General features: G+C 53.6%; 10 protein-coding genes. 7 read left to right on the top strand and 3 right to left on the bottom strand.

What is annotated here, in order from left to right; genetic code table 11:
- The first annotated feature begins 111 nt into the window (after positions 1 to 111).
- On the top strand, positions 112 to 669 hold the full coding sequence (locus LA756_RS02745) for a discoidin domain-containing protein (RefSeq protein WP_224438356.1): 558 nt from the start codon (positions 112 to 114) through the stop codon (positions 667 to 669).
- Between the two features lie 162 nt (positions 670 to 831).
- Positions 832 to 2,802 carry a hypothetical protein gene (locus LA756_RS02750; RefSeq protein ID WP_224438357.1) on the top strand — a complete coding sequence of 657 codons (1,971 nt, stop codon included), beginning with the start codon at positions 832 to 834 and terminating at the stop codon, positions 2,800 to 2,802.
- Between the two features lie 90 nt (positions 2,803 to 2,892).
- Here LA756_RS02750 and LA756_RS02755 read toward each other — a convergent pair whose 3' ends face one another.
- On the bottom strand, positions 2,893 to 4,353 hold the full coding sequence (locus LA756_RS02755; protein WP_224438358.1) for a hypothetical protein: 1,461 nt from the start codon (positions 4,351 to 4,353) through the stop codon (positions 2,893 to 2,895).
- A 212-nt stretch (positions 4,354 to 4,565) separates the two neighbouring features.
- Entirely contained in the window at positions 4,566 to 6,020 is a 1,455-nt protein-coding gene (locus LA756_RS02760; RefSeq protein ID WP_224438359.1) for a catalase, read from the bottom strand.
- Positions 6,021 to 6,458: 438 nt separating this feature from the next.
- Here LA756_RS02760 and LA756_RS02765 point away from each other — a divergent pair, with 438 nt between their 5' ends.
- Positions 6,459 to 8,036: a family 43 glycosylhydrolase gene (locus LA756_RS02765; protein WP_224438360.1), complete on the top strand. Its 1,578-nt coding sequence runs from the start codon at positions 6,459 to 6,461 to the stop codon at positions 8,034 to 8,036.
- Here the strand turns inward: LA756_RS02765 and LA756_RS02770 are convergent, their stop codons facing one another.
- Positions 8,037 to 8,525 carry a hypothetical protein gene (locus LA756_RS02770; RefSeq protein ID WP_224438361.1) on the bottom strand — a complete coding sequence of 163 codons (489 nt, stop codon included), beginning with the start codon at positions 8,523 to 8,525 and terminating at the stop codon, positions 8,037 to 8,039. It abuts the gene before it with no gap.
- 183 nt (positions 8,526 to 8,708) lie between these two features.
- On the opposite strand from LA756_RS02770, the gene LA756_RS02775 reads away from it, so the two are divergent.
- The 4 genes from LA756_RS02775 (at position 8,709) to truB (ending at position 13,152) form a co-directional block, all read left to right on the top strand.
- Positions 8,709 to 10,241, top strand: coding sequence for a class I adenylate-forming enzyme family protein (locus tag LA756_RS02775; RefSeq protein ID WP_224438362.1), 1,533 nt, complete (start codon positions 8,709 to 8,711; stop codon positions 10,239 to 10,241).
- 425 nt (positions 10,242 to 10,666) lie between these two features.
- Positions 10,667 to 11,635: a DUF1559 domain-containing protein gene (locus tag LA756_RS02780; RefSeq protein WP_224438363.1), complete on the top strand. Its 969-nt coding sequence runs from the start codon at positions 10,667 to 10,669 to the stop codon at positions 11,633 to 11,635.
- A 102-nt stretch (positions 11,636 to 11,737) separates the two neighbouring features.
- The gene (locus LA756_RS02785) at positions 11,738 to 12,151 is read left to right on the top strand and encodes a carboxypeptidase-like regulatory domain-containing protein (RefSeq protein ID WP_224438364.1); all 414 of its coding nucleotides are present in this window, start codon (positions 11,738 to 11,740) and stop codon (positions 12,149 to 12,151) included.
- Between the two features lie 122 nt (positions 12,152 to 12,273).
- Complete coding sequence (gene truB, locus LA756_RS02790) at positions 12,274 to 13,152, top strand: tRNA pseudouridine(55) synthase TruB (RefSeq protein ID WP_224438365.1); 879 nt, start codon at positions 12,274 to 12,276, stop codon at positions 13,150 to 13,152.
- The last annotated feature ends 24 nt before the right edge of the window (positions 13,153 to 13,176 follow it).

The following is a 13,176-nucleotide window of genomic DNA, read 5'->3' on the forward strand; positions in this document are numbered from 1 at the left end:
CAAATCGTCAACACTTAAAAGCAAAATTGTTGCTGGCAACGAGAATACGACGCCTAATAGAAAGTGCCAATCAGGAATCTCGATAGGGTGCGTAAAGATGGGGAGCGAACGATGTTAGCGAATCGACGGCGAACACTATTACTGACGATGGCCATGCTATGGGTCGGCTCGACGATGGCGGTAGCTCAAGAGCGACCTGAGAAAGCGAAAGAGAACAGCAACGGCTTGATTAAAGAATATCGCGAGAAGCTGAAGTTCTCGTGCAGCACCTACTGGGTCGGCTGGGGACCGGAACTGGCATTCGATGAGAATCCGCTGAAAAGCTGGTTCACGGCGCGGGGCGATGCGGCGGCATTCGGAAAGCAGCCCTGGATTGCGGTCGAGTTCCCGCATCCGGTCAAAGTTCGCCGCGTGACCATTTTGCCCAATCGTGAACCGCCCTGGCAAAAAGGATTCACCATCCTGGTTGGTCGAGTCGAGATGCTGAACGATGAGGGGAAAGTGTTGTATCACTGGGACGACGAAGTCGGCGGAGCGCGTCCGAATATGGAAGCGGTGCCGCGGAAGCCGGTCGAAGGGGTGAAGATGGTGCGGTTCACTTCGATCCAGGATGAAGGAAACGAGAACTCGTATGAAGACGTCGCCATCGGCGAAATGCAGGTCGAATGAACGATGAAGAGATATTCGCGCGATAAATGCTGGCATCTGCTCCGTGGCTAGGTTATAAGTCTTCCATCACCGAATCGTTCCATGTGGTTATAAGACTTGGAGCGACGCACACCCACGTTCAGCCCCATCGCGAATGTCTCTCTTTCGTCTTCAGGAGCACCTGTGAAATCAGCCACTTTGCGTGAACGCTTGCGGTACCAATTCGATTCGTTTATTTCCAAAGGAGGCGGATCGATTTTCGTGAGCCTGGTCGTGGTGTTCCTGGTGCTCTTCGCGTTTCTCGCAGGGCTGCGCGGGCTCAGCATGTTGGTCGAACCGAAAGGGGTTTCGCACGAAACGCACGACTCGTTCCTGGGGCAGACGTACATTATCTTTTTGGAACTGACCGACCCTGGGAACATGAACCAGGACAAGTTCTCTTCGCCGCTGTATAAGATTTCTGGCGTGCTCGCCGGCCTGGCCGGAGTGATCATTCTTTCCATGCTGATCGCGTTCATCACGACCGCGTTGGACCAGAAACTGGCCGAACTGCGCAAAGGGTTTTCACGCGTCATTGAAGAAGACCATACGTTGATATTGGGTTGGAATCATCGCGTTTCGGAAATTTTGCGGGAACTGATTATTGCCAACGAAAGCGAACGGGATGCCTGCGTCGTGATTCTGGCCGATGTGCCGAAGGAAGAGATGGACGACTTCCTGAAAGTGAACGTCACCGATCGCCGCACGACCCGCATCGTCACGCGTTCCGGGAAGCCCTCGGCAAAATTAAATCTCGAAATGGTCTCGCTGCCGACCAGCAAAAGTGTGGTCGTGCTGGCTTCCTGTCCCGAGGCGGCATCGGACGCGGAAAAAGCGGCCAGCGATATTCGTACGATCAAGACGATTCTCGGTGTGATGGCCTCGCGGGATGATGGCGAAGCGGAAGAGCTGAACATCGTCGCCGAATTGTTCTTTGAACGCAGTCGACAAATTGCCGAAGACATTTCGCCGGAAGTGACGGCCATCGACGGACAAGAGATCTTGGCCAAACTGCTCGTCCAAACAAGCCGTTCCCTTGGTCTAAGCGTTGTGTATGCCGAGATGCTTTCGTTTGATGGCTGCGAGCTTTATTTCCATCGTGCCGACTGGAGCGAGATCGCCTTTGGTGAAATTCAATATCACTTTCCTGACGGCGTGCCTATCGGGCTGCGGCACAGCGACGGCGAGGTGGTCATCAACCCCGACGCCGACATGGTGATGAAACCAGACGACGATATTTTGATTCTCGCGGAAGACGATTCGACGATCGAGTTCGTCAAACAACCGGTCGCCAAGCCAACAGGCCTGAAGCTGGCCGATGGCAAGAAGAACGAGCAGACGGTCGAGCGAGAACTGCTGATTGGTTGGAATGAAAAGCTTCCGATGATCGTTCGCGAGTATGCCGACTACGTGCAAGCAGGCTCACAGATCGACATCATGCTGCGTGAGCCGACCGATCTGATTCGGCAAGCCGTGACAAACCTCGACGAAGAACTCGAGAACTTGACGGTTCGGTTGATCGAAGGGAATCCCACCGATATCCCTTCGCTGACGGAACTTGAGCCGTTTCGTTACGACAACATCATCATCCTGAGCTCCGGCGACGTCGAAGCGGACTCGGAAACGTCTGACTCCGAAACGATCGTCATTCTGATCTTGCTGCGGAAGATTTTCTCGGAAGCGGGACCTGACATCGACACGTCGAAGACCAAAATCATTACGGAAGTGATGGACTCCGACAATCAAGAACTGGTCGCCAGGGCAGGGGTGCACGACTTCATCATCTCCAATCGTTTCGTCAGTACGATCCTGGCCCAGATCAGCGAAGAAGCGAGCATCAAGACGGTCTACGACGACTTGTTCTCAGAAGATGGCTCCGAAATCTACCTGAAACCGGCACGGCTCTACTTCGATTCGTTCCCTGTCGAAGTATCGTTCGCCGACATGATGGACATCGCTCAGCAGCGACAGGAAGTTTGCATTGGTCTGAAGGTTCAAGCCTTAGAAAACGATATGAACCGCAACTTCGGCGTTACGCTGATCCCCGAAAAGAACACCCGCTGGACGTTAAACCCAGAAGATCGCCTGGTCGTGGTATCTGAGGATGAGACGTAATCGCTCCCCAAATCTGAGACATCAAGTGGCGTGATCTTCAATAGGTAACGAGCAGCAGTCGGCTGCTTCGGCAACGAAGTTTGGAGTTCTCTACGTTTCTCGCAATACGATTTCGAGATGATATTCGTTCGAGCCGTCGACACTCGTGCCTTTCAGGATTGCGTTGCCATCTTCCTGGAGCTTATAGAAAAGCGGCTCGCCGTTTAGCGGGTTCACGGGTAGCGGAAGGATGCTGATTTGCGACAACGCGTCGGGGAGTTTCTCTTCACGGGCAACGTAGTCGCGAATTGCCTCAACCGTCCGCATTAATTCGACACGCAATTGGGCAGTCGCCACCGCCTTATGCAGTTGCTGAAACGACGGCATGTAAAGCTCAGCGATAAGAAACGGGTCTCCTTGCAGCATTCCATCACGATCTTCCAGTGGATTTTGCTGGTAAAACGGTTTCGCTTCATGGTACGAAAGCCCGAGAGGTGCCGACGAATGGTCCCAGATTCGCTCGTACTCGAGCCCTGAATAAAGTAGGACCGCTTTGTTCCACGTCATTTTTGAAAGTGCTAAGGGATCGTAGCCATACTTTTCGGCCAGCTCAATCTTGATTCGCGGGGACTGACTCGCCACCAACGTCTCATAGAATGGAAGCTTTTCTCCATCATTGTCTGCGGCGTAGGCCGCTTGTTGCCGATCAATTACTACTTGCAATCGTTGCTGCCAATACTCGGCGATGTTGTGTTCCGTACGACGGGCTTCGAGCACTTCAGGAAACAGGGCATAGACCATCCTTCGCTCGAACTTCAACGCACCTTCTAAGGGGACGCGACGTTTAGGTAAGTTGGTAAATGCCCAATACAGATTCGGGCAATCGGGCATGGCAAGAAGAGCCATAACTTGCTCATCGATGATGCCTGTGATCGCATAGCCCACGAGGGCATGAATCAGCGTGGTTTCTCCCTCGCCAAGATTGGCAGCCAATGTGTAGCCTGCCTGAATATCTGCGAGAGCACCGTCGAAATCGTTTTGTGCAATCTTCTGCCGAATTCTCAGGGCTAGTACCGACGTCAAATCTCGGAATTCGGGCAAGTCCATAAAGGTAAGATCGATCACGCCATCGCCCGATTCTTGAAGAGGCAATCCCCAGTCGCAAGAGTCGCGCCGAGCAGCCATTGTGAGCTCCGCGAGTGCGTTCTCGAAGGGGGCAATCTTTTCCTGAACTTTGTCCAGAGGTAACTCTTCCGGGGGTAAATCTCGCCAGGTCTTTATCTTTGCCAGCGCCGCTCCACCATCGTCGAGTTTCGTACGAACCTGCTGCGACATGAACGCAGCTCGATAATAAAGCAGCGCCGCGTTGCCTGGGATTTGGTCGCTTACTTGGGGGAGCAAACGATGTTTTAAAATCGGCGGCTGAGGGGATTGGCCGGAGATACTGAGCCGCACGTTAACAATACGAGGCCGCTTTTCTCGGGGAATTTGCTCCTGCCCATTGGCGGAAAAGGCAAAGCTGCCAAGCGAAAATGCAACGCTAACCACCAAGCAATAAGCAGATTTAGTCACGGTCTTATAGAGCCACTTACATCGATTTGTTTTAGTTGCCAGGATTGCCAACAAATTCGTCGGCGCGGCGCGATTATCTCTACGTTAGATCATCCCTCGACGACTTGCTATAAGCGCTGACAGCCGATTCATTTCTTCTTCACGCATAAAAAATCCCTGGCCGCAAAATCACGGCCAGGGATCTGGCAAGAAAACGAATTGTGATCGGGAAACTATTTACCCCTCACACCCTTTTCGATCCGAGCTCCGACGTCAGGGTCGATGTTTTTCCAGTACTCGAAAGCACGCTGGAGGACTGGTTCGGTAACGTCTTGACTGAGATGACCGACGACGTTGGAGACTAGTCGGTCGCGGGCAGCGTCGTCCATCACTTCGCGGACAAGTGTGCCGGCCTGACCCCAATCGTCGTCATCCTTTCGCTTGGTATACGCGGCACGAACGAATTCGCCGTCGGCACTCCAAACTTCTGTTTCAGGATTACGCGAAGGATCGGCGGCAGGGCCTCCTTTGGAATTGGGAGCATAGACCGGGTCGGTCACCTTTTGCGTTCGCATCGCGCCATCCTTGCTGTAGCTATGGAACGGGCATTGCGGCTGATTCACAGGGATCTGCTTGTAGTTGACCCCCATTCGGGCGCGGTGAGCATCGGCGTAAGCGAACATTCGACCTAACAACATTTTGTCGGGGCTGACCCCGATGCCAGGGACGATATTGTTCGGCTCGAAAGCCGCTTGCTCGATCTCGGTATGGAAGTCGGTCGGATTCCGATTGAGCGTCAGCTTGCCAACTTCGTGGAGCGGATAGTCACTGTGCGGCCAGACTTTGGTCAAGTCGAACGGATTGAAGCGGTAGGTCTTCGCTTCCTCGAACGGCATGATCTGCATCTTCAACGTCCAGCTGGGGAAATTGCCCTCCTTGATGGCGTTGAATAGGTCGCGACGATGGACGTCCGAATCTTGCCCAGCCATCTTTTCTGCTTCGTCCTGGGTATAGAAGTCGATCCCTTGATCGGTCTTGAAGTGGTACTTCACCCAGAAGCGATCTCCCTTGGCGTTGACCCACATGTAAGTATGGCTCGAATAGCCGTTCATGTGCCGCCAGGTTTTGGGAATGCCGCGATCGCCCATCAGCCAGGTGACCTGATGAGCCGACTCCGGCGACAACGTCCAGAAGTCCCACTGCATGTCGTGATCGCGAAGGCCATTGTCGGCGCGGCGTTTTTGCGAACGAATGAAGTGTTGGAACTTCAGCGGATCGCGCACGAAGAAGACCGGCGTATTGTTGCCGACCATGTCGTAGTTGCCTTCGGTGGTATAGAACTTCAGCGCGAAGCCGCGTGGATCTCGCCAGGTGTCGGGGCTGCCTCGTTCCCCGGCCACCGTCGAGAAGCGGATGAGCGTGTCGGTCTTCGTGCCTGGCTGGAAGACGGCCGCTTTGGTGTATTGGCTGACATCGTGGGTTACCTCGAAATGGCCAAACGCGCCAGAGCCCTTCGCGTGCGGTTGCCGCTCGGCGATTCGTTCGCGGTTGAAGTTAGCCATTTGTTCGATCAAGTAATGATCGTGCAGCAAGATCGGACCGTCGGGACCTACGGTCAGCGAATGTTCGTCACTCGGTACAGGAATGCCGGCGTCGGTTGTCGTTGGTTTGCTCTTGTCGTTGGACATGAAGAATTTCCTGAAAGCTGGGTGTCTGTATCGTTGCCAAATGCCTGTTTCAAATTCGCGGAACTTGTAACAAGCAAACGCCTTGCCGTGTGGGATCGGTGACAGTGCCTATTTTAGAAAATGCGGATCGCGATCAAATGAATTTCCTGTAGGCACAATCCTTTTTGCCTTGGCAATCGAAACGGAGTTGTGCGGAACAAATTTTCTGCGTGTGGGACAATTGTTTGCGTTAGACCGCCAGACGCTTGTCGGAGGGGGAAGGAATCCATGAAGGGACTCAATTAGGATATGAATCCTTTTACGTTTTGGAAAGTTTTGAACCGATCGGCAGTATCCAGCATGGAAATCGTTTGTGGTCGATTGCGTCAGGCGTATGACTTGAGTTATTTTGCGAGATGCAAATCTAAACGAAGTTTCTCTTTTGTGTTGGTGATATTCATGGATCGACAACTCCCAGGACGTTTGTGCATTGTGATGGCAATGCTCTTTTCGGCCAGCATCGCCAATGCCGAGGATGCGTCGCGGACTTTCGTCAATCCTGTTTACGCCGGGCAAGATCCCTACATCATGGTGGGGCCAGATGGGGCTTACTATCAGGCAGCCAGTATTCGAGGCGATCGCGGTATTCGCGTTTATCGAAGCGAGAAGCTGACCGACCGTGGCATCCACCGCGATGTTTATCGTGCACCGGATGAGGGACCATATCGCGATCAGTTGTGGGCTCCCGAAATTCACTACCTGGACGGCAAGTGGTACATCTATACATGTGCCGATGACGGCGATAACGCCAATCATCGCGTCATTGTTTTAAAGGCCGATACGGATGACCCACTCGGTTCGTATCATCAAGCAGCCGTGCTAAAAACGCCAGGCTGGGCAATCGATGCGACGGTTGCCAAGTTCGCCAATGGAAAGCGTTACTGCATTTGGTCGGCCTGGCCCAAGGGGGTGACGCCTGACTCGACGCAGCATTTGTTCATTTCCGAAATGGAATCGCCGACAAAACTAATCGGCCCGATCGTCGACCTCTCGACGAAGATGTACCCCTGGGAAACGGCCGGACGACCAGCCGGTCTGAACGAAGGCGCCCAGGTTCTACGGCGCAACGGCAAGACGATGATTATCTACGCGGCAAGTGGATCTTGGACGCCGGACTATTGCTTCGGATTAATGACGTTGGAGGGAGATAACCCCATGGATGCCGACGCGTGGAAGAAGCATCCAAAGCCATGGTTTTCCCGTGCGAATAATGTCTATGGCCCTGGGCATGGCTGCCTGGTGGCTTCGCCCGATGGGAAGGAAGACTGGCTGGCTTTTCACAGCTCGATCGATCCGAAGGGTTCGTGGAACCGCTGCATTAGTTTGAAGAAGGTAACCTGGAACGACGAAGGATTGCCAGTCGCTGGAGAGCCTGTCGCGTGGGGTGAGCCGTTAACAGTGCCATCGGGAGAAAAGCCACTGCAGCCAGGGAAATCGCTGACTGACGCATTCGCCGCTGCCGATCGCTGGGAAGAATTGCACTTCTTCAACGGTCGCACACTTCGGATGCGTGACGGCGTGTGCCAACTTCGCGCGGAAACCGATTGGCGCTTCGGCGATAAAATCTTGCTGCGTGGTATGTCTTACGAGAACTTCGAACTGAAGACTCAAGTCCGGATCGAACGTGGCCAAGGATCGGCGAGCGTTATCTTTCGGGTCAATAACGCAGGGATTGGCCGTAATAACTTCGAGGGCTATTCGGCCAGCATCACTAGCGAAGGGGAACTGGTCCTCGCACGACGCAGTGGCGAGCAACTAACCAAGCTTGCCCAAGTCGAGCTTGGTTTGGATACCGAGAAATGGATCGACCTGCGCGTGGTCGCCGAAAGGGCCGATCTTCGTATCTTCGTTGGCGACAGCAACATGCCAGCGATTCGAGTTTCCGACAAAACCTACACGGCCGGGCAACTCGGCGTGCGTGGAGATAACGCACGCGTCGAGTTTCGGCAACTGTCGGTCGAACCTCTTAAGCCGTAGTTAGAACAACGGCGGGAATCCAGCTTCGCGACGGCAACTGGAAAGCTGAGCCAGGTGAAACCCAAAGTGATTCGTCAGCAGCAGCGTCGTCAGATCGGCAACCGTTTTAATGGGTGTTCCGGCGAAGAAGTCTTGCCCATGTTCTTGAGAATAACGCTCGGCCAATTCCGGATTGGCGGCCATCGTTTGAAGGCCTGAGTAGGCTTCCTCGACCGCGCTAACTAGCGATGCCTTCGTCAACGAATCTTCTGGCGATACTTGCCCGGAACTTCCTGGCGCGAAGTGTCTTAGCCACTGCGGATGCTGCATGGTGCCACCGAGGAGTTGTTGCCCCATCTCTCCGGTGATCGCGAGGTGCCCCAAGATCCATGCAGGAAGATGCTGATGCCCTGCAGCAGGCTCGAAGAGGCTTTCTTCTGAAATGTCCGCGGCAATTTTCTGAAAACCAATCATTTGAAACTGATTGATAGCAATGGCACTAGAAAGCATAAAAGTCTCCGCGTGGCGTCGGTGATTAAGCAAATACGAACGTCAGTAGTACGATCGAATGCGACTAAGATGTTCACGCCGCTCAGTGGTTACGGTGAAAACAGTCGCGTTTCTAAGATTATATCGATATGTTGAAATAGAATTTTCATAACGATAGCCGGTCGTACTGTTTCGGGGATTGGGATGGCGGAGTATTTCAAGCTACAGCAGCCTCTTGATCGCGGACTGCGAAGCACTCCTTCGAAAGTCGCGCTCCGTACGCCCGACGCGACGTTGACTTACGCAGAGTTAGATCAACGCGTGAGAATGGTGGCAGCCGGATTGATTGATTCGGGCGTCGCCCCGAAGGAAGCTGTTGCCTGGCTCTTGCCCAATTGCGTCGAAGCCGTCGTCGTTACGCTGGCTTGTTATCGAATTGGGGCGATCGCTGTGCCGCTGAACTATCGCTACGTGGCGGACGAGATTCACGATGTATTGAAACGAACGACGCCGAAGCTGCTCCTATTTCATGACGGCCGCGTCGCGGATGTCGAGCCCGCGGTCCGTGATATCGAGATCACATCGATTATAGTCGGAGGCATTGCCAAATTTGCTCGATCGTTCGACGCGCTGCTGACCTGTGGCGAACTGGAGAAAGCGGTACCCGTTTCGGCAGATGATCCGGCACTCATTCTTTTCACGTCCGGCAGTACCGGCCATCCCAAGGGAGTCGTTCATTCACACTCTGGTTGTTTTCATGCCATCGATCAGTCACGAGCATTGTTCGACTTTACGGCGGACGATGTCGTCTTGGTCGGCAAGCCGATCAGCCATGCCGGAGGGCTTCAGACGCAGATGATGCCGGTCTGGTTGGCAGGCGGCGAAGTGTTGCTCGCGATGCGACCTGAGCCTGCGGCAGCGGTCAAATTGATTCAATCCCAAAACGTGACCGAGTATGGAATGTTGGCAAGCGACTTGCTGGACTTCATCGAATACCTGGAAGCGAACCGAGCTGAGTTGCCGTCTCTCGTTAATGCGATCGGCTCGGGAGACAGCGTGCCTTCCGACTTGCATCATCGCTTTCGCGACTTGTTCGATTGGGAAGTCATGGAAGGAGCCGGCATGACCGAAGTCGGCTGTTATTACGCAGCCAACCCACGCAACGGGCTTCGTAAATGGGGGTCTCTCGGACTTCCCGCGCCTGGGATGACACTGCAGATTGTCGATGCGGAAAACAACCCCTGCGGGACAGGCGAGCAAGGCGAAATCGTTTTGCAAACCCCATCCGCAACGATTGGGTATTGGCAAGATGAAATCGCGACGCAACAACGTTTTCGCGATGGCTGGCTGCACACCGGCGACTTGGCCTATCAAGACGAGGATGGATATATCTGGTTCGTCGGCCGAAAGAAACTGATGATCGTGCGGCGCGGATCCAACATCGCCCCTGCGGAGGTCGAAAATGTTCTCGACGAACATCCGTCGGTACACGCGTCGATCGTAGTCGGCGTAGCTGATGCACGAGACGGTCAGATCCCCGTCGCATGTGTCGCACTGCTGGAAGGTGAAAATGAATCCGTCGAACCCTCCCTGCGCGAATTCGCCAAGCAACACCTGGCCGCGTATAAAAACCCAGTGCACTATCTCTTCCTGCTGGAACTCCCAAGGACAGGAACCGGAAAGTTCGACCGTCGTCAATTGCAACTGCTTGCCTCTGAATATCTCAACAAGGATTAATACATATCAGACCCTGCTTATTGGCTGTGCGGGCCACTTCTGAGGGGTGTCTTCTTTGAGATTGGTAACCCTGCCAACGGTGGGGTGGCGATGAAAAAAGTCATAAGGCGCATGGATTACCTGCAAAATCAAGTGGTGCGATGTATAGCACAATATTTTCAAGCACTTCTTTTGTCGTTACGCTAACGGCGATTGACGAAGGTAAAAGTTCCCTTGAGAAAATTTTGATTCGTTGTTAGAATTTTTGCGTAGGCAATGGTCGGGTTTTTCGGCAATAGCCACCGACTTGTAATCAGCTTCCTACCTTCTAATTTTCCCTTCTCCTGCCCCAACCCGCCCGATGGCCTTGCGTTTCTTAGCGTGGCATTTGCCAAGAGGTCATTCTATTTCCTCTCTCCACACCCCAATCCAAAAGGACTCCCCCCATGCACAGAAGAAGAGGGTTTACGTTAGTCGAATTGCTGGTGGTGATCGCCATCATCGGCGTATTGATCGCATTGTTGTTGCCGGCCGTGCAACAAGCGCGTGAAGCTGCGCGACGTATGAGCTGCTCAAACAACATGAAGCAAACCGGCTTGGCGCTTCACAACTATCACGACACCTTTAATGTGATGCCTCCACAGTCCGCAAAAGGTGGTCATAGCGCGAACTGGTGGGTCTTTCTGCTTCCGTTTTGCGAGCAAGGCAGCGCCTACAATCAGTTGCAAATGAACGGCGGCGGTTTTTGGATGGGATCGACGTCAGCTGCAGCGATCAACAATAAAGATGTGCTCGACGGATTCGCTCCCGACTACATGGTTTGTCCATCATCGCCGATGCCCACGTTTCTCACGAAGGCAAACTCAAATGGCGATACAGAGCAGATCGAGCCTTCCTACGTTGCCATTCTGGGATCGAACAATCATCCTTCGGTCGACAACTCGACCAACGGTGGTAATTCGCCAATTTCTGGCGGAGGAATGATCGTTCGCGTTCGAGCACTAAACATGTCCGCATGTACTGACGGTACCTCGAACACGATCATAGTTGGTGAACAAGGAGATTACGTTGTTGATTCGTCGGGTCAAAAGTACGATACCCGTGCATCGCACAACGATGGCGGTTGGCAAGGCACCAACGGTCTGCAGGAGGTGAAAGGCGATGGGAGCGTTGTCGATCCGGCGAATCGCTGCTGGAACGAAACGACCATCATCGGCGGTCTTGGCGTCCGTATCTACGATGGTACTACGATGGGAACCAACCGCTGTAACACGCCCATTATCTCGGCCCATCCAGGTGGCGTGATGGCGTTGGGACTCGATGGCCATGTGAACTTCATAACCGAAACGATCGATGTTCCGACTTGGAAGAACATGGTCGATCGTGACGACGGCAACGTGATTAACATGCCGTAGTTCGCGTCAAATGAAAGCTCGACAGCAAGCCGCCGCCTAGCCATTACAGGTGGCGGCTTTTTGTTGGTATCAACGTCATCATCTGCATAAGAGACATTGGTCATGAAGTTCTACACGTGTTTGTTGACTGTCGCTGTCCTGGGAATAGGACTTGCCGGGTGCAATCAGGATAAAACCTTAGGTACGATCCACGGAAACGTTACTTACGACGGCGATCCGGTAAAGGAGGGAACCATTTCCTTTCGAGGTGTTGAAAATGGGGTAAGTGTCAGCGATGAGCTCGACAGCGAAGGCAAGTTCGAGATCACCGCGGCCGGAGGAATTGCTCCAGGCACTTATCAGGTCTTTATTGTTCCACCTGAGGTGGAAGTTTCGATCGGTGAGAACGTCGCTCCGATTCTAAAGCCGAAAGATATGAAAGACTTGCCCAAGGAGTATCGAAGTATCCGCACGACACCACTTAAGGCGGACATTACCACTGGGGAAAACGAAGTGAGCTTCGAGTTAAAGAAGTAACTTCGTATTCGCCTGCGTGCCACTCACCTGTCTGTAAACTACCGCTATAGAGAACGACGGCGTTGTGCTAAAACGTTCCCAACGTCGTCGTTGCAGATAGGGAATAGGTTAGGCAGAGCGAAATGCACGGAATTCTTAATATTAATAAGCCGGCTGGGATGACGTCTCGCGATGTTGTGAACCGGGTTCAGCGTGTTGTGCGTCCGGCGAAGACTGGGCACGCTGGGACGCTTGATCCGTTGGCGACTGGGGTATTGGTTTGCCCCGTCGGGCACGGCACGAAATTGATCGAGTACGTTCAGCGGCTGCCTAAGACGTACGAGGCCTGCTTTCTGCTGGGGCGAAAAAGCGAAACGGAGGACATCGAGGGGGAGGTCACGGTGTTGGACGATCCGCCTCGGCCTGAGTTGGCTCAGCTTGAAGCCGTCCTGCCGCAGTTCACTGGGAAGATCCAGCAGACGCCGCCGATCTTTTCGGCACTGAAAGTGGCTGGCAAGCGTGCTTACGATTTAGCCCGCCAAGGAAAAGAAGTCGAACTAGCCAGCCGTGAGATCGAAGTCTATTCGCTAACAATTCTTGCCTACGAGTACCCCGAGCTACGTATGCGCATCGAATGTGGCAGCGGGACGTACGTTCGTTCGCTGGGACGCGACATTGCCAAGGCCGTGGGTACGGAAACGGTAATGTCGGAATTGGTGCGAACCGCGATTGGTAGCTTTCGCATTGAAGAAGCGATCGAAGTGACCGACCCTATGCAGCGTGATGTAATTGAGTCGGCGCTCGCGCCAACGATTCTCGCCGTCCAGGAGCTCCCTCATGTTGAAATTGGCGAAGAAGAAATTGTTCGTCTGTCTCAAGGGAAAATGATCTCGCTGGACGTTCCAAAGGAGACGCCAGAAGCGGCGGCGGTTAGTCGCGATGGTGGCCTGGTTGCGGTGATGGTGCCTGGCAAAGAGGGCATGTGGCGGACGGTGAAGAACTTCGCCAACGACTACTTGTAACGATTGTGTCGGCTGTACGACGCC

Origin of the sequence: Bremerella sp. TYQ1 (genome assembly GCF_020150455.1) — a bacterium.
GTDB classification, from domain to species: Bacteria; Planctomycetota; Planctomycetia; order Pirellulales; family Pirellulaceae; genus Bremerella; species Bremerella volcania_A.